The sequence below is a fragment of the Micromonospora sp. NPDC002296 genome (assembly GCF_040296145.1).
GTDB lineage: Bacteria > Actinomycetota > Actinomycetes > Mycobacteriales > Micromonosporaceae > Micromonospora.
The window spans coordinates 1-19,630 of sequence record NZ_JBEOWQ010000067.1 but is presented as its reverse complement, the minus strand read 5'-3'; the positions used below and the strand labels follow the sequence as shown (position 1 = coordinate 19,630).

Genomic DNA, 19,630 nt, shown 5'->3' with positions numbered 1-19,630 from the left:
AACTCATGCACAGCCAACGCAGGAAACTCCCGCGCCGTCTCATTCCACGACACCAACAACCGATGCCGCTCCCCCTCACCCAACAAATCCACCGAACCCACCCGAACACCCGGATCAGCCGCCAACGCCCCCAACACCCGAACCAACCGAGCGAGCAGCCTCGACATGGCCGGCTCGTCGAAGAGGTCCGGGCGGTAGTGGAGGCGCAGCTCGATCTGCCGGCGCGGTTCCACCACGAGCGAGATGGGGTAGTGCGACGTGTCCTTGAAGCGCACGTCCCTGATCAGGAGCGAGGAGGTGCCCGGGTTGACGAGGAAGTCGTTCGCGGGGAAGTTGTCGAACACGATGTTCGTGTCGAACAGCTGACCGCCGAGCCCCGCGATCCGCTGCATCTCGACCAGGCCGAGGTGGTCGTGCTCGGCGAGGTCGAGGCGTTGGCCCTGCACCTCGCCGAGCAGTTCCCGGAGCGTGGCGTCCGGATCGACGGTGACCCGGACCGGGACGGTGTTGATGAACAGGCCGATCATGCGGTCCGCTTCGGGCAGTTCCGTCGGGCGACCGGACACCGTGGAACCGAAGGCGACGTCGTCACGACCGAGAATCTGGCTGATGACGATGGCCCAGGCCGCCTGGAAGGCAGTGTTGGCCGTGACTCCGCAGGCGCGGGCGCTGGCCATGATGGCCGTGCTCAGTGATTCGTCGAGGACGCACGAGACGTCCTCCGGCACGCTCAGCCGGGTTCGGGTGGAGGTGCTGACCTCCGTCTCGGCGACGAGCGAGGGCGTGGTGAAGCCGTCGAGGACCTGACGCCACAGCCGCTGGGCGGCCGACTTGTCCCAGTTGGCGAGCCACCGGATGTAGTCGCGGTACGGCACGACCGGTTCGAGCGCCGCCGCTCCCCGGGCGTAGGCGTCGAAGAGTTCACGCAGGAAGACCGCCATCGACCACCCATCCAGCAGGAGGTGGTGATGCGTGATGACCAGCCGCCACTGTTCGGGTCCGACCCCGATCAGCAGGAAGCGGATCAGTACGGGGCTGCCGATGTCGACGCCCCGCTGCCAGTCCTCCTCGACCAGGAGGTCGGCCCGGGCTGCTGCCTCGGAGGACCCCACGGCGGGGTCGACCATCTCCTCCACCCACTCGAAGGGGGCGTTGCGGCGCACCACCTGGATCGGTTCGCCTGAGTTCCGGTAGCGGAAGACGGCGCGCAGATTCGCATGGCGGGTCAACATGTGCCTGGCCGCATCCTGGAGTGCCGCGGTGTCCAGTCGTCCGGTGAAGTCGACAACGAACTGCGCGATGTAGAGCTCTTTCTCCTCACGGTCGTACTGCGCGTGGAACAGCATGCCTTCCTGCAGAGGGGAAAGCGGCATGACATCTTCGATGACAGACGGCGCCACGGTGTTCACTCCAAGGCTGGGAACGGCACGCTTGCCCGCAGTCCTCAGCTAGTCCAGGAGGGCGGCTGCTGATTACCGACGGGCCGCGCGGATCGGGCTGGTGGGCTGTTTACCGCAGTGGTCAACCCTGAAGCGCAACAGAATCCAGGTCGCGCCAGTTCTCCTCGACGTACGTCACTGCGGTCGCCCTGTCGGACTCTTCGAGCACCACCCGCCATCCATCAGGAACCGGGATCTTGCTCGGCCAGAGGGAGTGCTCGTTCCGGTCGTTGACCAGGACAAGGAAAGTCGAGTCTTCGTCGTCGAACGGGTTCCGCATCGAGAGCGATCCCTTCAGAAATACGAGAAACACGCGGGAGGAAATCGAGTCTAGGCGGGTGAGAGCCGCTGCTGCGGCAGCCAGAGCGGCGGAACGACGGCAGTCGACCGGCAGTTTCAGGCCACGGCGGCATCTCGGTCGTGCGGCACCATGGTCATGATGACGTCTCGATCGCGGCAGCATCACGGTCGTGACGACATTCCGGTCGCGGCGGCATACGCGCGTTCAGAACCGCCGTGACGCAGGACGCCAATGCGGACTACGTCAGCCGGTTCCCAACCAGACGTCCTGAAGACCGACGCTTCGGACCTCGTACTTTCCGAGCGCGCTTATGAGCATCCGAACCTCGAGATCGAGACACTCGACCAGGCGCTCGAGCCCGTCGAGTGGATTCTCGTCGACCGCGATGAGGGCGGCCCGTCCCAGTCCCACGGCGCGCGCCCCGAGGGCAACGCACTTCACGAGCCGGGCGCCCTCCCACATGCGGCTGCTGACGAGCAGGCACCCCTGGGGCTGGCCGATGCGGCTCAGGCACTCCCCGAGGGGGAGGCCGACCTGGTCCAGAAAGACCCTGGGGGCCCAGCCGGAGCCGGCTTCCGCCCCGTCCACGGTGACGGCGTCAGCGCCGGCGTCCCATGCGACGCGGGAGGCCTCCGCGACATCGCGCCCCGGATGCAGCTTCACCCACGCCCGGGCGCGTGGGAAGTTGTTGCGCATGAGCCTGACCTGCATGTGCAGGATCTCGTTGGTGAAGCTGCCCGGGCTGCTGAAGCGGTAGCTCTGCTCCGCACCGTCCGACGGGTCCGCGACGTGGTAGATGCCGTTCACCCGCGCGGCGACATCCTTGTTGATCATCGTGATTCCGCCGAGCCCGGGTTTGGCCCCCTGGCCCAGTTTCAGCTCGAAGCCGAGCCGTCCGGAGGCGGCGAGCGCGCTCCCGGCCGGGTCGCTGTAGATGGTGTTCCACACCTCGGCGTCGGCGTCCTCGGTGCTCTGCTGTACGACGACGCCGCCCACACCGTCCGGGACCTGTTCGCAGTAGGCCCGGATGCGCCTCAGCAGCAGGCTCTCCGTCTCGGGATCGAGGCGGCCGTAGCCGCCGTTCATCGGAACGATGTTCTCGCCTATCACCATGGGCAGTCCGAGACGGCCCGCCTGCCGCGCGACAGCCAACCCCACGTCGCCGCTGGTCACCTGCGTGGAGCCGAACGCCGAGACGTAGACCGGCAGCGGGGCCCGGAAGCCGCCGATGTCGGTGGTCAGTTCCACGTCGGTGTGCAGAGGCTCGCGGCCGAGCTCCACCAGCTTCGCCATCCGCTCCGGCACGAACAGCGGAGGCGTGATGCGCGTCCTGTCGAGGACGTCCGTGTCCGCGCTCGTGGCGACGGCGCCGTGGACCGTGCGTCCGTAGTCGCCAGGCGGCGGGAAGGCCGCCTGCGAACCGAGCCGGGCCCGCTCTCGTACCGCGGCCTCGGGGAATCCGAAGGAGTGCATCAGTCCGAGTCCCTCCGGTCGGTGTCGGGCGACGCGGCGGCGCGGCGGCGAACCACCCGCGGCAGGTCGGCGGGACACGGCATGCGGTCAGCCCGGCCCGGCTCCGTCGCTACCGACCAGAGCCCTACGACCGTCAAGGGCCATCCGCACGAATCCATCGAACTCCTCCACCGGAATCGAGTCGTCGAACACCGCGTCGAAGCCACTGTCGGCCAGTTCTTCGAGCACGCGCAGGGGTTGTTGACCCTGGGTGCCCAACTTTCCGCCGATCACGGTCACCGTGTCGGCCAACTCGTCTACTCGACGTATCTCCCGGATGACCCGCATCCCGTCGGAGGCGCCGTGGCCGTTCACCGTGCTGATCACGATGAGGTCGGGCGACTCGCGCCGGCACTCCTGCACGATCAGTTCGTCCGGCACGCACGGACCCAGGTTCACGACCTCGTACCCCAGGCCTTCGAGGTGGAGTTGCAGGAACACCAGGTTCCACGTGTGCGAGTCGGATTGCAGGGTGGTGAGCAACACCTTGGGGCGGTGCCGGTCCACACCGGGCACGCCCCTTCGGGCAAGCGTTTCCACGTTCGCACTCCCAGTCGTCAGCGGTCCGTCACGGAGAGACAATTCCCGGAAGCTTGGGGAAGGCACTGGCCTCCCAGGTGGACTCCAGCCCGCAGATGTACCGGACGAGCCTTTCGAGCCCGATACCGAAACCGGCGCTCGCGGGCACGCCACGCCTCATCATTTCGAGATACCAGCCGTACTTCGAGGGGTTCTCCGCGGTTTCCCGCATCCTCATGACGATCCTGGCGTAGTCGGCCTCCCGCTCGCCCCCGCTCGCCAGTTCGCCGTACCCCTCACCGGCGATGAGGTCGAAGTTGCGCAGCACGCCCGGGCTCTCCCGGCTCTCCCTGTCGTAGAAGCCGCGCGATCCCTTGGGGTAGTCGGTCACGAAGAACGGCTTCCCGATGATCGCCGAAAGCGCCGCCTCGCCCTCCCAGGACAGCTCCGAGGTCTCCGCCTGGCGGTACCCCTCGTTGTGCAGCATCTTCACCGCCTCGGCGTGGGACACGTGAGTGAACGACTCGGTGGACATCGCCGCGAGCCCGGCCACGTCGCGCCCGAGTTCTTCGAGGTCGACGAGCATGGTGCCGACCACATGTTCGGTCGCGTTGACGACCACCCGCTCCGCCAGTTCCATCGCCTCGGCGCGTGAGGCGCCGGCCATCTCGACGTCGATCTGGTGGAACTCGGCCAGATGGCGCTGGGTCGACGCCGTCTCCGGCGGCTCGAGCCGCACGTTGGAGGCCACGCAGAAGATCTTGTCGTGGGACAGGAGGGCCGCCTGCTTGTAGAGGATGGCGCTCGTCATGAGGCGGTATCGGTGGCCGTAGTAGTCGACGTCGATCTGCTTCGACCCCCTGATCCCCGGGTCGGTGACCGGGCCGATGATCGGCGGAAGGATCTCGACGAACCCTTCCTGCGCGAGAAGGCGGCGGGTTGCGGTGAGCACCCCGCCCTGGACCCTCATCACAGCCCTTGTCCGTCGCCGAGCCAGGTGCTCCCAGGGAGCCGGCAGTGACACTGGCGCGGCTGGTCGATCAGGGAGATACATGGATGTCCTTCCTACTCAGTCTTCGCGGATGGCGGACTGCTGCGATGTCAGCGCCGGGCGGTCGAAGTTGTCCCGGGCGAAGTTGAGGGCGGCGAGCAGGCCGCGGGACGTGAGCGGCGCCGGCCTTCCGGATGTGCCTCTCACCGCCGGGGAGATGGGCATACCGCCTACCGAGGACCACTGGAGGCGGCCCTCGTCGTCTATGTAGCTGCGGCTCTGACCGGCGTTGTCCGGGTGCAGGCAGAACGGCACGTCGAGATAGCCAAGACGAAAGGACTCGCTGAGTGAGCGGTTGAGGTCGGACGACAGCCCGAGAACCGCCTCGATGAGCCTGCGGGCCTCACGGTAGGTCGGGTTTTCGAGGTCCGCCAGGGGCTGCCGCACGTCGCCCTTGCGCTCCTGGCCGTACAGCCGGGCGGCCATAGAGGAGACCTCGAGCGCCTCGACGTTCTCGGCGATGGTGGGAATTCTGTGCGCCTCGGCGGCGGTCTTCACGATGAGCCGCTCCGAGTCCGTGTGTACGGCGAGCCGGGCGGCTTGTCTCAGGAGTTGGAGAGCGCCCGTTCTCGTTCGGGGATACACCCCCATGTAGGCGTAGATGACGTAGTGCACGTCCTGGGCGGGCACGAATTCCCCGGCCAGCTGCCGCATCGCGACGACGGCTTCGACGTCCTGGTCGAAGTTCGTCTGCTGGGCGTAGCTCAGTGACAGGCTCTTGATCCCGTGCAGCGCGAAGAAGCGTGCTTCGAGGACGCTGACGGCCACGAGGAGGCTGGGCGGGCACAACTGCCCGAGGAGACACCCGCCGAAGGTCTCGAGGTGTGCGAGCCCGCCGCTCTCGGCGGCCAACTGCGCACTCGCCTCGGACCAGTTCACGATGGACTCCTGCAGCGGAACCCTGCCGTACGGGAGGCAGTACGAGACCGGACCGCCTTCGGTGGCGTTCAGGCCCGCCCTGAGCAGCGCCCGTGTTATGGCGCCCGGACGCGCGGAACCGTGCCTGACCTGAATGGGGAAGTCCGGGGACAGGACCCCGTCGATGACATTTCTGGTCACCTGAATCGGGTGATCGACAATGGGGTAACCGTTCAGCTCCATACCGCTGTCCAGGGCCCGCAACGCAGCCCCGTGGTCTCCGACCCTGGTATAGCTGTCCACCGTTATGGTGCCGACCGTCCTTGCCCGTGTCTCCTTCGTGGCGACAAGGCCGGCGCGCATGGCCCCCGGGGTCCCGAATCCCATCCGCGGCTGCACGACAAGACCGTCGGCCCCGTATATCGATCTGACATGCTCGCCGAAAGAGCGTGGCTCAGGCCGGGGAGAAACGTCATGCGTCACGAAGGTCGCCTCTCGGTGTCAGCCTGTCGCCGTCAGCGCCGTTCCCGCCATGGGTGTGAACAGCCGGCGCAAACCGGCTCGGCGACATCGAGGACTGCCGGCGAGATGGTTTTCGGCGTGGCGCTGCCGTCATCGGGTCGTGCGCCAGGTACTGCTCGCACCTGCGGTGTGGACTCTATTCGTACGAACGCAGACGGGTCGGCAGTACCGGCGGCAGATTGGCGGCAGCTCGCAGGCAGGAGCAAGCGCCGGGACGTGGCGACGTTCAGCGGAGGAAGTAACGGACCACGTTCAGCATTTCGAAGCGTGGAACCGGGCCCTCCGCCGAGGTGCGCAGCATCCCGCGGCGCATCAGCCCCTCGACCGCCGCGGCTATGGTGTCGCGCGGAATGCCGATGGTTTCTGCCGCCTCGTCGACGGACCACGCCCCGGTGAGACGACCGAGGGGCGGAATGGCGCTCTGATCCGTTCGGTTCGCCTGGCAGAAAGCGGCGTTGATGCTCGTTCGCATCTGCTTGTTGAGATCCTCCCCGCCGAGCGGGCAGTACAGCGGATAGGACCTGACCCGCTCCGCCAGCTCGCTGATCGGGAACAGCGCGCACGAGGGTGCGATCCTCAGCAGGGAGCCGGGCAGCCCGTCGAGGCCCCGGCACAGGTCCACCAACGCCGCCGCGCTGGACGGGGTCAGCTCAAGGGTGGGCCGCACCTGCTCGATGGCGTGCAGGAGCAACGACATCGCCGGGTTGGACTCCAGGGCCGCCGCGTCCGTCGTCGTGGGAACGGGCAGCGGTGACAACGGGAGAAGGAACTCCCCGGGTAGTTCCGTCGGCTCGGGGGACGTCGCGACGACGGTCAGGGCCGGCCGGGCGGCCAGCAGCCTCAACAGGCTCGTGCGCTGCTTGCTCGTGGCGGGCATGTCGTCGACGACCAGCACCGCGGAGCCTCCCCCCGTCGCTCCGGGCCCGCTCGTCGTCCCGTCGTCCGCCGGAACACCCAGCTCCGGGGAGACCGATTCCGACAGCGGCATGGGGTCGAAGGCGCCGGATGACAACCATCCCGACCGGACCCCGCTGCTCGCCTCGATGCTGCGGGCCAGCTCGAACGCCAAGTGTGTCTTGCCGACCCCCGGTACGCCGGTGATCGTCACCAACCGGGCGCGGCGTTCGGTTATGTGCCGTTTGAGTATCCCCATCTCATTTTCGCGGCCGGTCAGCTTGGACGCCGCGAGATGCAGAGGAAGCATCGGCGGCGCCTGCGGTGCAATTGCGGCCACGTCATCCGGCTGACCCACGGCCGCCTCAAGCAATTCTGCTGAGACCCGGTCCAGGCGCATGGCTTTCGAGACCAGTCGAATTGTCTGTAGTCGAGGAGCGGACACCCGGCCGGACTCGATGTCCCTGATGGCGCGCACGCTGATGGTCGACAGTCCGGCCAACTGCTGCTGCGTCAGGCCTCGCTTTCGACGATAAGCCCGAACAAGAATACCCACATTTATCGACCCGTCCTCGTTGACGTTAGTCTCGGCAGGACCGCCAGGTCGAACCCTACGACTGTCGATAATCATGTGCCCCCGTGACCCGTTTCTCTAGGAGTTTGCGGTGTCACATTCATAGGTACCACTATAGTTAGAATTTGACCAATAGATCACCTCACGCCTACTCTCTGCAACCTGTCCCTCACCAGGGATAACTTGCCCCTGGCGAACTTAAACCTGTGACTTAGTTCACTTGCGCTGTCCCGGCCGGTCGCCGCCGACGCCCAGCCCGTCCCTGCCTCCCCCGCGTCCGTGGTGCGTGGTGTGTCGATCAGCCTGGCTCCAACTTTTGTCCATTCGAACAAAAGCTGCCGGTTGATCTGGGCAGGCCGACGGGTTCACGCAGCCGCCCCGCCTCGCGGGGCGAGACGGGGCGGCGGGCTCCGGAGCGGCGGGCGACGGCCCTGGTGGGAGCGGGCGGTCAGCGGCCGGCGGAGTTGCGCTTCTTCCTCAACTTGCGGTCGTCGCGCAGCTCGACGTACGGCTCGACCTCGGCCGGGTGCCCGGCGGCGATCGCCCGGCTGCGCTCCAACTCCGCGTCGAACTCCGCGCCCAGCAGGATCGCGATGTTGCTCAGCCACAACCAGACCAGGAAGATGATCACACCGGCCAGCGCCCCGTACGTCTTGTTGTACGAGCCGAAGTTGCCGACGTACAGGGCGAACAGCCCGGAGACCAGCAGCCAGATCAGCACGGCCAGCACCCCGCCGGGGCTGACCCAGCGGAACCCGCCGTGCCGGGCGTTCGGCGACGCCCAGTAGAGGATCGCGAACATCAGGCTGACCAGCACCAGCAGCACCGGCCACTTGGCGATGTTCCACACCGTCACGGCGGTGGAGCCGATCCCGATGGCGCTGCCCGCCTCCTCGGCGAGCCGGCCGGTGAAGACCACGATCACCGCGCTGGCCAGCAGCAGGACGCCGATCACGGCGGTCACCCCGACCCGGATCGGCAGGGTCTTCCAGATCGGCCGCCCCTCCGGTACGTCGTAGATGCTGTTGGAGGCGCGCATGAACGCGGCGACGTACCCGGAGGCGGACCAGAACGCGGCGAGCAGACCGATGACGGCGGCGACGCTGGCCAGCCCGCCGGCACCGGACGCCTGGTCGATCGCGGCCGAGATGATCTGCCGGATGTTGCCCTCCGGCACCGCCTGGTTGACGGTGTCCCGGACCCCCTCCGTGGCGCTCGGTCCGAGCAGGCCGAGGATCGAGATGAGCACCAACACGCCGGGGAAGATCGACAGCACCCCGTAGTACGTCAACGCCGCCGCCCAGTCGGTCAGGCTGTCGTCCTGGAACTCCCGCACGGTGCGCTTCAGCGTCGCCAGCCAGCCGGTGCCCGACAGCTCCGTCGGGCTGTCCGGCCCCTCGTCCGGACCGACCGGCCGGTCCCGGACCGAGCCACGCCGGTCGAGGTCCTGCCGGGCGCGGTCGGCGTCGCGCCGGTCCCGATCCGCGTCCTGCCTGTCCCGGTCGGCATCCTGCCGGTTCCGGTCGCGGCCGGTTTCCGGACGATCGGCGTCGACCCGGCTGTCGGCGCCCGGCCGGGCCGCGCCCGCGGTGCGGGTGCCGTCCCGGTCACGTCCGGCGCGGACGGAAGTCTCGTCGGAGGCCATCGCCCCTCCTCATGGTCGCGGTGTCCACTCGGACATGCCCCGCGGAGGAGGCCACTAACCGCTGACGGTGGAGCAGACGTTCCGGCGGGGCGTCAGCCGGCCGGCCGGGGCGCGGTGGCCAGCGTCCACACCGCGTACGCCCAGAGCAGCAGCCCGGCGCCGACGCCGACGACCAGGCCCGGCGCCACGGCCGAGGCGAGCCCGGTGACCAGGCCGGCGAGCGCGACCAGGCACATCGCGACGCCGAGCAGCCGCAGCCGGGGGTCACGCAGCAGCGGGGTGAGCGGGAAGAAGTGGACGCCGACGACGGCACAGACCAGCACCGGGGCGTACGCCGAGCGCCCGAGCAGCGCCAGCAGCGCCGCGCCGAGCCCCGCCGCGACGAACTCGGCCACCACGATCAGCAGGTACCGGCGGTCCGACGCCCGGTCCCCGACGGCACCCGTCTCGGGGCGGCTGCGCGCGGCCACCACGGCACCGGCCACCGCCGTACCCAGCGCGGCGACGCTCGCGACGATCAGCAGCGTTCGCAGTGGCTGGTCGGCTGCCGGCACGCTGAACCAGATCGTCGCGAAGACGCCGAGGTAGAGGGCGGTGAGTCCGGCCTGGCGCCGGGGGACAGTGAGCACGAGGGATTTGCTTCCGGTAGGGGTCAGTCGACGAGGGTGCGGCCGGTGAGCTGCAGAAAGACGCCTCCTCAGGCTGCCGGCACGGCAACCGGGTGAGGCCGAGCGAGGGCAGACAGGCAGCCCCATGATCGTCTGCTGAGAGCGGAGACGACACGCCGTGCCGATTCTCCCTCAACGACAGACGATCATGACACGGCGGCTGGGGCGGGCAGGGTGGGGTGGGGGCTAGAGGTTGGTGGGGGTGATGGCGGCGCGGGCCGTGGCGACCAGGCGGTCGGTCTCGGCGATCACCGGCTCGTCGTCGGCCGGGGTGCCGGGGTCGTAACGGACCGTCCAGGTCAGGCCGTCCACGCCGGGCGCCCGGCGGGCGGCGATCCGGCCGGCGCCACCGGGCACCGGGTGCTGCTGGGTGTACGCGACCGAGTTGGTCACCCGCGTGCGCACCTGGTGCGGCAGCTCCCCCGGGTCGAGCAGCAGGTACGTCTCGGCCGGGCAGTCGGCCACCACCAGGTAGCCGTCCCGCTCGGCGACCCGCTCGGCGGGCGTGACGGTCAGCTCCCGGCCCGACCAGCCGGCCTTGAGGATGTCGTGCCAGCCCAGCCGGTGGCCCCGCCCCGGGAGCCAGAGCCCGAGGTTGCTGGCGACCACCACGCCGTCGCCCTCGCCGTCGCCGACCGCGGCCCAGGCGAGCACCCGCTCGTTGTCGGCCAGCGGCGGGCGGGCCGCCGGGGGCAGCTTCGGCCTACGGTTGAACAGTCCCATCAGAGCCCTCCCGCAGCCTGCTCGCGCAGCGCCCGGGCGTGCTGCTCCAACGAGAGCAGCTCCCCGAACAGCGCGAAGTACTCGTCCTTGTCGCTGACCGGGTTGATCCGCTGGATCTTGGACTTGAGGTCCTTGATCCGGCCGGTCACCGAACCCCACTGCAACCGCGCGATGGTCACCGAGACGTACCGCGGGTCGGGCTCGCCGTCGATCCGCAGCGGCTCGACGGCCAGCTCGCCGACCAGGGCCTGGGCGGCAAGGTCGGCGCACGCGTCGCGGACGGCCTCGACCCAGACGGCCCCGCCGGTGGCGCCGGCGGCACCGCCGGCCGCCGCGACCGCCTCCCGCACGGCCACGTGCAGCGGGTGGCGGTACTCCGACGCCTCGACGGCGTCGAACATCGGGCCGGCCAGCACCGGCTCCTGGACGGCGAGCTTCAGCGCCTCCCGCTCGACCAGCGACAGCGGGCCGTCCACGGCGGGCCCGCCCCGGGCCCCGCGGGCCTGCGGGGGCGCCGCCTGCCCGGCGGGCTGGCCCGAGGCTGCGGCGAGCACGGCCCGCTGCACCGGCTCGATCTCCATGCCGAGGTCACCGGCGAGCTTGCGCACGTACTCGGGGCGCTTCTCCCGGTCCTTGAGCTTCGCCACCAGGGGGGCGGCCCGGCGCATCGCCTCGACCCGGCCGTCGACGGTGTCCAGGTCGTACCGGTTGATCAGGTGGCGGAGCGCGAAGTCGACCAGCGGCTCGCGGCGGGCGACCAGGTCGCGGACCGCCAGGTCGCCCTTGGCCAGGCGCAGGTCGCAGGGGTCCATGTTGTCGGGGCTGACCGCGATGAAGGTACGCCCGACGAAGCGCTGGTCGTCCTCGAAGGCGCGCAGCGCAGCCTTCTGCCCGGCGGCGTCGCCGTCGAAGGTGAAGATGACCTCGCCGGCCACGTCGTCGGTGTCCAGCAGCAGCCGGCGCAGCACCCCGATGTGGTCGGAGCCGAAGGCGGTGCCGCAGGTCGCCACGGCCGTCGGCACGCCGGCGAGGTGGCAGGCCATCACGTCGGTGTAGCCCTCGACGACGACCACCTTGCCCTGCTTGGCGATCTCCCGCTTGGCCTGGTCGATGCCGTAGAGCACGTGCGACTTCTTGTAGATCGGCGTCTCGGGGGTGTTCAGGTACTTCGGGCCGTCGTCGTCGTCGAACAGCTTCCGGGCCCCGAAGCCGATCACGTCGCCGGTGATCTCCCGGATCGGCCACATCAGCCGGCGACGGAACCGGTCGATCAGCGTGCCGGACCGCGACGGACGCGACAGCCCGGCGGTGACCAGCTCGTCGTGGCTGAAGCCCTGCTGACGCAGGTGCTTGGTGAGCAGGTCCCAGGCGTCCGGGGCGAAGCCACAGCCGTACCGCTCGGCGGCGGCCCGGTCGAAGCCGCGCTGCGCCAGGAACTCCCGGGCCGCACGGGCGCCGGCGGTGCCGAGCTGGGCTCGATAGAACTCGACGGCGGCGGCGTGGGCGGCCACCAGGCGCTGCCGCTGCCCCTGCTGTGGGCGGGCGCGCGGGGTGGTCTGGTCGTTCTCGACGTAGCGGAGCTGGATGCCGGCGCGGGCGCCGAGCCGCTCGACGGACTCGACGAAGCTGAGGTGCTCGGCGTCCATCAGGAACTTGATCGCGTCGCCGCCGGCCCCGCAGCCGAAGCAGTACCAGACGTTGCGGGCGGGCGAGACGTTGAACGACGGGCTCTTCTCGTCGTGGAACGGGCAGAGCCCCTTGAGGTTGCCGCCGCCGGCCGACTTGAGGGTCACCGTGTCCGAGATGACCTCTTCGATCGAGGTGCGTTCCCGGACCAGCGCGATGTCCTCGTCCCGGATCCGCCCAGCCATCCGCCACCCCCTCGGCCCCACATCCTGCCCTGCCGGGGGCGGCGATCCGGCGTCGGGGGGACGACTTGTGGCGCGTGCCGCCGCCCGTCCGGGGCCGGAACGGGTTCGACCTGGCCACGGGCGGCCCCGCTCAGGCGGCGGTGGCCTCCTCCGCCTCCTGCTGGCGGTTCCAGTCGGCCTTGCTGGAGCGCCAGCCCTCGTCGTCCATGCCGCGCCGCCAGTAGCCGGAGATCGACAGGCGCTCCCGGGGCACGGCGCGCTCGACGCGCAGCAGCCGGCGCAGCGCGCGGACGAAGGTCGCCTCGCCGTGTACGAAGGCGTGCACGTCGCCGGGCGGGAAGTCCAGCGCCGTCACGGCCGCCACCAGCGCCTCGCCGACCGGCCGGTCGCCCCGGTGCAGCCAGGTCAGCTCCACCGCGCCCGGGCTGGGCAGCGGCTGTTCGTCGGCGGCGTCGGCCACCTCGACGAAGACCTTCGCCGGGGCGTCGAGCGGCAGCCGGGCCAGGGCGGCGGCGATCGCCGGCAGGGCGCTCTCGTCGCCCACCAGCAGGTGCCAGTCGGCGTCCGGGCTCGGCGCGTACGCCCCGCCGGGGCCGATGAACCGCACCGGGTCGCCGGGGCGCAGCCGGGCCGCCCACGGACCGCCCACCCCCACGTCGCCGTGGTGCACGATGTCGATGGTCAGCTCGCCGGCCACCGGGTCCCAGGCCCGCAGGGTGTACGCCCGCAGCCGGGGCCACTGCTGCGGGGGCAGGTCCCGGCGGATGGCGGCGAGGTCGACCGGCTCCGGGTAGGTCACCCCGGGCGGCGGAAAGACCAGCTTGACGTAGTAGTCGGTGTACTCGCCCACCGGCAGGCCGGTCAGCTCCTCGCCGCCGAGCACCAGCCGGACCAGGTGCGGGGTGGGCCGCTCGGTCCGCAGGACCCGGGCGGTGGTGACCTTGTTCGGGCGATCCGTCATGGCGCTTAGGCTAGCCTAAGTAACCCGGGCTTCCTACTGGCCGCTCGATCCCGCCGGCAGACCCGGCCGGTCTTGTCGTCGCTCGGCCGCCCCGGCGGCTCAGTCGGCGAGCAGCCGCTCGTGCCAGGCCAGCGCGGCCGGGTCGGTGAGCGAGGCGACCTGGTCGATCACCACGCGCAGCCGCGCGCCGTCGTCCGGGGCGGCCCGCCACAACGGGGCGAAGACCTCGTCGAGCGCCTCCGGCGCCCGGTTGGTCAGGGCGGCGACCAGTTCGGCGAGGATCTGCCGCTGCCGCTCGTACCGGCACAGGGACCCGGGCCGGCGCATCACATAGCGCAGTGCGATCCCCTTGAGCAGCGCGCACTGCGCCCGGACCGGGCGCGGCACCACCAGGTCGGCGGCGTACCGGCGCAGCGGGCCGGGGCCGCGGCGCTCCCCGGTGGCGGCCAGCACGGTCGAGACGAAGCGGCCCGTCAGCACGCTGGTGGTGGCCTTCAGCGCGGCCTGGGCGCGGTGGCTGCCGTCGTAGCCGAGGAGCGGGGCGAGCACCGGGTCGGCGAGCAGCTCCACCAGCACCTCGCCCAGGTCGGCCGGGGACTCCCCCGAGTACGCGGCGGCCACGTCGGCGCAGAGCGCGGCCCGCTCGTCGGGGTCGGCCAGCAGCGGGCGCAGGGCGATGTACCCGCCGTGGATGCCGTCCTCGACGTCGTGCACCGAGTACGCCACGTCGTCGGCCCAGTCCATCACCTGCGCCTCCAGGCAGCGCCGCCCGCCGTCCGGGGCACCGGCGCGCAGCCAGTCGAAGACCGGCCGGTCGTCGGCGTACACCCCGAACTTGCGCTCGCCCGGGCGACGCGGCCAGGGGTACTTGCCGGTGGCGTCGAGCGACGCCCGGGTCAGGTTGAGCCCGACGGAGCGCCCGTCGGGGCCGAGCACCTTGGCCTCCAGCCGGGTGAGCACCCGCAGCGTCTGGGCGTTGCCCTCGAAGCCGCCGCAGGCCGCGGCGAGCCGGTCCAACTCGGCCTCGCCGTTGTGCCCGAACGGCGGGTGCCCGAGGTCGTGCGCCAGCCCGGCGGTGTCCACCACGTCGGGGTCGCAGCCCAGCCGGGCGCCCATCTCCCGGGCGATCTGCGCCACCTCCAGCGAGTGGGTCAGCCGGGTACGCAGGAAATCGTCGGTGCCGGCGACGTGCACCTGGGTCTTCGCGGCGAGCCGGCGGAACGCCGCCGAGTGCAGCACCCGGGCCCGGTCCCGCTCGTACGGCGAGCGGCCGTGCGCGGCGTCCTTGGGCGGCTCGGCGACCCAGCGCGCGGAGTCGGCCGACTCGCCGCCGGGGACGCCCTGGTGCCGAGCGCTCACTGCGCTACCCGCGCTGCCGCAGCACGCAGAACTCGTTGCCCTCCGGGTCGGCCAGCACCGTCCAGCCGACGTCGCCCTGGCCGACGTCGACGTGCCGGGCGCCCATGTCGACCAGCCGCTCGACCTCGGCCTCCTGGTCGGCCGGGCGCAGGTCGAGGTGCAGCCGGTTCTTGCACTGCCGGTCGTCGGGGACCGGCAGGAAGACGATGCCGGGGACCTGGTCGGCGGACTGCCGGATCTCCACCTCGTCGGGCTGGTCGTTGATTACCTGGTAGCCCAGGACCTCGGCCCACCAGCGGGCGAGCCGGGCCGGATCCCGCGCGTCGACGGTCAGACTTTCCCAGACGCTGGCCATGCGGTCCACCCTCTCCACCGGCGATACGACACACTCGCGCGCTCAGGTTACGCCGGAGCGGCCCGCTCGGCTCAGCGGGCAAGGTGAGGGTTTTGCAACAGCCGATCAGTCGAGAGTTGTCGACCGATCGCCGACCGTCGCGGGGGTCGCGGGCCGCCATGGCGGCGGGTAGCGTTTCCGGAGCAGAACGTTACCGAAGATCCGCACATCTGAATGCACGACGGGAAGTGACGCTCGTGGACGCTGACGCGGTGCTGGGAACGGAGTTGTGGGGGCTGCGCCGACGCAGGCCGGAGGTCGCCGGCACGGTGCTCGCCGGCACTGACGGCCTGCTCATCTCCAGCGACCTGCCGACGACCGACGCCACCCACCTGGCGGCCCTGGCGGCGGCCAGCTTCGGCCTCGGCAGCCGGGTCGCCGACACGGTGCGGCACGGCGAGTTCCAGGAAACGATGGTGCGCACCGCCCGGGGTTGCGTGGTGACCTACCCGGCCGGCCGGCACGCCTTGCTCACCCTGGTCACCGCAGCCGGCGCCGACCTGGAGACGCTGCACGTGGAGGCCCGGGAGGTGGCCGACCGGGCGGGTTCCGTCTTCGACCGGCAGCGCACGGCGGTCGTCCCCGGCCCGGTGCCGGACCCGCACGCGCCGCTGGCCGTGCGGACCCCGATGGCGACGCTGCCCGGCCGGGCCCCCAACGCGTCCCGCGTCACCGGCTGGCGGCGCCCACCGATCTGAGCCCGTCGGTCCCGGTGGGGGTGCGTGCGGCTCACCCACCGGGACCGGCGCCGATCGGCCGACGCCGGTCGGTCGACGCCGGCCGACGACGCCGGTCGGTCGACGCCGACCGTCAGCGGCTGTCGGAGCCGTCGCTCTCCACCACGGCGCGACCCGCCTCCAGGCGGGCCACCGGGACGCGGAACGGCGAGCAGGAGACGTAGTCCAGCCCCACCTCGTGGAAGAAGTGGACCGACTCCGGGTCGCCGCCGTGCTCGCCGCAGACCCCGAGCTTCAGCCCCGGCCGGGCGGCCCGGCCCTCCTCGGCGGCGATCCGCACCAGCCGGCCGACGCCGTCGCGGTCGATCGACTCGAACGGAGAGATGCCGAAGATGCCCAACTCCAGGTAGCGCCAGAAGAACGCGCCCTCGACGTCGTCGCGGGAGAAGCCCCAGCCCATCTGGGTCAGGTCGTTGGTGCCGAAGGAGAAGAACTGCGCCGCCTCGGCGATCTGGCCGGCGGTCAGCGCCGCCCGGGGCACCTCGATCATCGTGCCGATCAGCACCTCGACCCCGCTGTCCCCGACCACCTCGGCGATGATCTTCTCGGCCTCGGCGCGTACCGTCTCCAGCTCCTGGACCGCGCCGACCAGCGGGACCATGATCTCCGGGCAGGCCACCCGGCCCTCGCGGGTGACCTGGACCGCGGCCTCCGTGATCGCCCGGACCTGCATGGCGAACAGGCCGGGGATGACCAGGCCGAGCCGGACCCCGCGCAGGCCCAGCATCGGGTTCTCCTCGTGCATCCGCCGGACGGCGGCGAGCAGCGCCTCCTCCTTTGCGACGTCCTCGCCGCGTTCCTGGGCGACGGCGACGTCCACGGCGAGCTGCTCCAGCGGGGGCAGGAACTCGTGCAGCGGCGGGTCGATCAGCCGGACGGTGACCGGCAGCCCGTCCATCTCGCGGAAGATCTCCACGAAGTCGTCGCGCTGCAACGGCAGCAGCGCGGCCAGCGCGGCCTGCCGCTCGGTGTCGGTGCGGGCCAGGATCAGCCGCTCGACCAGCTCCCGCCGGTCGCCGAGGAACATGTGCTCGGTGCGGCACAGCCCGATGCCCTGCGCGCCGAAGCGCCGGGCCCGGGCGGCGTCCGCGGCGGTGTCGGCGTTCGTCCGTACCGCCAGCCGCCGCCGCCCGTCGGCGTGCGTCATGATCCGGTGTACGGCCCGGACCAGCGCGTTGTCGATGTGTTCCGGGTCGAGGCTGCCCTCGAAGTACTGCACCACCTCGGACGGCATGACCGGCACCTCGCCGAGGTACACCTTGCCGGTGGTGCCGTCGATGGAAACGACATCACCCTCGGCGACGGTGTGCCCGCCGACGGTGAAGATCTTCGCCGGCACGTTGACATCGATCTCGTCGGCACCGGAGACGCAGGTCTTGCCCATCCCCCGGGCCACCACGGCGGCGTGGCTGGTCTTGCCGCCCCGCGAGGTGAGGATGCCCTGGGAGGCGATCATGCCGTTCAGGTCGTCGGGGTTGGTCTCCCGGCGGACCAGGATCACCGCCTCCCCCGTGCCGGCCAGCTCGACCGCCCGGGCAGAGGTGAAGACGACCTTGCCGGACGCCGCGCCCGGCGACGCGCCGATGCCCTTGGCCACGGGCTCGAACTCGTGGTCGAGCTGGAACCGGGGAAACATGAGCTGGGCGAGCTGCGCGCCGTTGACCCGGTGCAGCGCCTCGTCCAGGTCGATCAGCCCCTCGTCGACGAGCTGCCCGGCGATGACGAACGCCGCCGCGGCGGTGCGCTTGCCGACCCGGGTCTGGAGCATCCACAGCTTGCCGCGCTCGATGGTGAACTCGATGTCGCACAGGTCCCGGTAGTGCTCCTCCAGCCGGGCCATGATGTCGAGCAGCTCGTCGTAGGACTTCTTGTCCAGCCGCTCGAGCTCCTGCAACGGCACGGTGTTGCGGATCCCGGCGACCACGTCCTCGCCCTGGGCGTTGGCCAGGTAGTCGCCGTAGATGCCCTGCGCACCGCTGGCCGGGTCGCGGGTGAACGCGACGCCGGTGCCCGAGTCCGGGCCGAGGTTGCCGAAGACCATGGCGACCACGTTGACCGCGGTGCCGAGGTCGGCCGGGATGCGCTCCTGGCGACGGTAGAGCACCGCGCGCTCGGCGTTCCACGACTCGAAGACCGCGCGGATAGCCAGGTCGAGCTGCTCGCGCGGCTCCTGCGGGAACTCCCGCCCGGTGTGCTTGGCGAAGATCTTCTTGTACGCGTCGACGAGCCCGCGCAGGTCGTCCGCGTCCAGATCGAGGTCGTTCTGCGTACCCCGGGCGCGCTTGACGTCGTCGAGGGCCTGCTCGAACTCCTCGCCCGGCACCTCGCACACGGTCTTGCCGAACATCTGGATCAGCCGGCGGTAGGAGTCCCAGGCGAACCGGTTCGCGCCGCCGGAGGTGGTCTGGCCCGCCCCGCCGCCCGCCTGGGCGCTGAGCCCGACGACGCTACGGTCGTTGAGGCCGACGTTGAGGACGGTCTCCATCATGCCCGGCATGGAGAACTTGGCGCCGGAGCGGACGGAGACCAGCAGCGGGTCGTCGGGGTCGCCGAGTCGCCGGCCCATCCCGCGCTCCAGCGATTCCAGGTGCGCCTCGATCTGGCCGGCCAGCCCGTCCGGCTCCCGGCCGGTCGCGAGGTACGCCTTGCAGGCCTCGGTGCTGATCGTGAAGCCGGGGGGTACGGGCAGGCCGAGGTTCGTCATCTCGGCGAGGTTGGCCCCCTTGCCGCCGAGAAGCTCCTTGAGCTCCTTGTTGCCCTCGGAGAAGTCGTAGACGTACTTGCGATCGGCCATCTCTTGCGCTGCCACCAGAGCCTCCCACGTGCGCCGGGACTGACACTTAACGAAGGTTCAGATCCTCAATACCCCGGGGTCGACCACCGGCAATCCGATGTCGTCGCCGATCGGTGGGCGAAGGTTAAGCGAACATCGCGTGACCTGGGCCCGTTCGGTGACAATCGGCACAGTTATCCCGACTATGCGTGTCCGTACCGGTTTTTGGGAACGCTTCCACGCGCAATATCACGCAATTTCCCGCTCCTCTCGTACTCTTGACGCTGGTTCTGTCGAACCTCACCTTTGCCAGATCACTCGCAAATACACCCGGGAGTCGACGCCGTGCCGCCCGCCCCTGGCCGACGGAGCCCCACGGCGTGCCCGGCCTCCCGCCCAGCCCGCCCGGACATCACGGCCGGACCCACCAACAGCCCAGACGGACACGAACCACGCCCCGACCTGACAACGGGGTGATGGGGTGGGGTGGTGGGTGGTTTGGGGTGGGGTGTCCGGTGGCCGGGGTCACTGTGGGGGTGGAATCGGTGGGGGGTCGGGGGCGTTGTACATGGTTCACCCGGGCGGGACCGGCCCGGGGCAGTCCCCGGAACCGGGGCCCCGGGTGGAATGCGGGGCCGGCCGGGTTCGTTACATCCCCGGACGACGCGAGCAGGTCCCCCGGCCGCCGCGGTTGTCCCCTTGATCTGATCCCCCCCTTCGCGGCACACGTCGCATTCTTGCGGGTGTTGTCGCGTGTCCCCCGACCAGAGGAGCACGCTCATGCGTACCGATCTGATCCGTAGGACCGTTCTTTCCGCCGGTGTTCTCG

At 70.6% G+C, this 19,630-nt stretch carries 16 protein-coding genes; 1 reads left to right on the top strand and 15 read right to left on the bottom strand.

The window, feature by feature from the left end; genetic code table 11:
* The 14 genes from ABT023_RS27230 to ABT023_RS27165 form a co-directional block, all read right to left on the bottom strand.
* Positions 1 to 1,409, bottom strand: a 1,409-nt coding sequence (locus tag ABT023_RS27230) for a condensation domain-containing protein (protein WP_350889349.1), incomplete at its 3' end; no start/stop codon positions are given.
* 112 nt (positions 1,410 to 1,521) lie between these two features.
* A complete protein-coding gene (locus ABT023_RS27225) occupies positions 1,522 to 1,719 on the bottom strand; it encodes an MbtH family protein (protein ID WP_350889347.1) in 198 nt (65 codons plus the stop codon).
* A 264-nt stretch (positions 1,720 to 1,983) separates the two neighbouring features.
* Complete coding sequence (locus ABT023_RS27220; protein WP_350889345.1) at positions 1,984 to 3,213, bottom strand: glutamate synthase-related protein; 1,230 nt, start codon at positions 3,211 to 3,213, stop codon at positions 1,984 to 1,986.
* Positions 3,214 to 3,300: 87 nt separating this feature from the next.
* The gene (locus ABT023_RS27215) at positions 3,301 to 3,738 is read right to left on the bottom strand and encodes a cobalamin B12-binding domain-containing protein (RefSeq protein ID WP_350889343.1); all 438 of its coding nucleotides are present in this window, start codon (positions 3,736 to 3,738) and stop codon (positions 3,301 to 3,303) included.
* An 82-nt stretch (positions 3,739 to 3,820) separates the two neighbouring features.
* The gene (locus ABT023_RS27210; RefSeq protein ID WP_350889341.1) at positions 3,821 to 4,825 is read right to left on the bottom strand and encodes an asparagine synthetase A; all 1,005 of its coding nucleotides are present in this window, start codon (positions 4,823 to 4,825) and stop codon (positions 3,821 to 3,823) included.
* A gap of 15 nt (positions 4,826 to 4,840) precedes the next feature.
* Entirely contained in the window at positions 4,841 to 6,163 is a 1,323-nt protein-coding gene (locus tag ABT023_RS27205) for a methylaspartate mutase (protein ID WP_350889340.1), read from the bottom strand.
* 265 nt (positions 6,164 to 6,428) lie between these two features.
* Positions 6,429 to 7,727 (bottom strand): helix-turn-helix domain-containing protein, encoded by a 1,299-nt coding sequence (locus ABT023_RS27200; RefSeq protein WP_350889338.1) that lies wholly within the window; start codon positions 7,725 to 7,727, stop codon positions 6,429 to 6,431.
* A 391-nt stretch (positions 7,728 to 8,118) separates the two neighbouring features.
* Entirely contained in the window at positions 8,119 to 9,315 is a 1,197-nt protein-coding gene (locus ABT023_RS27195) for a YihY/virulence factor BrkB family protein (protein ID WP_350889336.1), read from the bottom strand.
* Positions 9,316 to 9,407: 92 nt separating this feature from the next.
* Positions 9,408 to 9,944 (bottom strand): hypothetical protein, encoded by a 537-nt coding sequence (locus ABT023_RS27190; protein ID WP_350889334.1) that lies wholly within the window; start codon positions 9,942 to 9,944, stop codon positions 9,408 to 9,410.
* A 225-nt stretch (positions 9,945 to 10,169) separates the two neighbouring features.
* On the bottom strand, positions 10,170 to 10,706 hold the full coding sequence (locus tag ABT023_RS27185) for a hypothetical protein (RefSeq protein WP_350889333.1): 537 nt from the start codon (positions 10,704 to 10,706) through the stop codon (positions 10,170 to 10,172).
* Positions 10,706 to 12,577: a DNA primase gene (gene dnaG, locus ABT023_RS27180; protein WP_350889332.1), complete on the bottom strand. Its 1,872-nt coding sequence runs from the start codon at positions 12,575 to 12,577 to the stop codon at positions 10,706 to 10,708. Before dnaG ends, ABT023_RS27185 begins: the two co-directional genes overlap by 1 nt.
* A gap of 130 nt (positions 12,578 to 12,707) precedes the next feature.
* Complete coding sequence (locus ABT023_RS27175) at positions 12,708 to 13,538, bottom strand: siderophore-interacting protein (RefSeq protein WP_350889330.1); 831 nt, start codon at positions 13,536 to 13,538, stop codon at positions 12,708 to 12,710.
* A gap of 99 nt (positions 13,539 to 13,637) precedes the next feature.
* The gene (locus tag ABT023_RS27170) at positions 13,638 to 14,897 is read right to left on the bottom strand and encodes a deoxyguanosinetriphosphate triphosphohydrolase (protein ID WP_350889328.1); all 1,260 of its coding nucleotides are present in this window, start codon (positions 14,895 to 14,897) and stop codon (positions 13,638 to 13,640) included.
* A 4-nt stretch (positions 14,898 to 14,901) separates the two neighbouring features.
* On the bottom strand, positions 14,902 to 15,252 hold the full coding sequence (locus ABT023_RS27165; RefSeq protein WP_350889327.1) for a VOC family protein: 351 nt from the start codon (positions 15,250 to 15,252) through the stop codon (positions 14,902 to 14,904).
* Between the two features lie 236 nt (positions 15,253 to 15,488).
* Between ABT023_RS27165 and ABT023_RS27160 the strand changes: the two genes are divergently transcribed.
* On the top strand, positions 15,489 to 15,989 hold the full coding sequence (locus ABT023_RS27160) for a roadblock/LC7 domain-containing protein (protein WP_350889326.1): 501 nt from the start codon (positions 15,489 to 15,491) through the stop codon (positions 15,987 to 15,989).
* 112 nt (positions 15,990 to 16,101) lie between these two features.
* On the opposite strand, the gene ppdK is transcribed toward ABT023_RS27160, so the two are convergent.
* The gene (ppdK, locus tag ABT023_RS27155) at positions 16,102 to 18,837 is read right to left on the bottom strand and encodes a pyruvate, phosphate dikinase (RefSeq protein ID WP_350889324.1); all 2,736 of its coding nucleotides are present in this window, start codon (positions 18,835 to 18,837) and stop codon (positions 16,102 to 16,104) included.
* Positions 18,838 to 19,630 lie beyond the last annotated feature (793 nt).

Excerpts from the sequence above, each read along its gene's own strand:
- ABT023_RS27225 (WP_350889347.1), bottom strand. The coding sequence starts at position 1,719 with ATGCGGAACCCGTTCGACGACGAAGACTCGACTTTCCTTGTCCTGGTC.
- ABT023_RS27220 (WP_350889345.1), bottom strand. The coding sequence starts at position 3,213 with ATGCACTCCTTCGGATTCCCCGAGGCCGCGGTACGAGAGCGGGCCCGG.
- ABT023_RS27210 (WP_350889341.1), bottom strand. The coding sequence starts at position 4,825 with ATGTATCTCCCTGATCGACCAGCCGCGCCAGTGTCACTGCCGGCTCCC.
- ABT023_RS27200 (WP_350889338.1), bottom strand. The coding sequence starts at position 7,727 with ATGATTATCGACAGTCGTAGGGTTCGACCTGGCGGTCCTGCCGAGACT.
- ABT023_RS27195 (WP_350889336.1), bottom strand. The coding sequence starts at position 9,315 with ATGGCCTCCGACGAGACTTCCGTCCGCGCCGGACGTGACCGGGACGGC.
- ABT023_RS27185 (WP_350889333.1), bottom strand. The coding sequence starts at position 10,706 with ATGGGACTGTTCAACCGTAGGCCGAAGCTGCCCCCGGCGGCCCGCCCG.
- dnaG (WP_350889332.1), bottom strand. The coding sequence starts at position 12,577 with ATGGCTGGGCGGATCCGGGACGAGGACATCGCGCTGGTCCGGGAACGC.
- ABT023_RS27175 (WP_350889330.1), bottom strand. The coding sequence starts at position 13,538 with ATGACGGATCGCCCGAACAAGGTCACCACCGCCCGGGTCCTGCGGACC.
- ABT023_RS27165 (WP_350889327.1), bottom strand. The coding sequence starts at position 15,252 with ATGGCCAGCGTCTGGGAAAGTCTGACCGTCGACGCGCGGGATCCGGCC.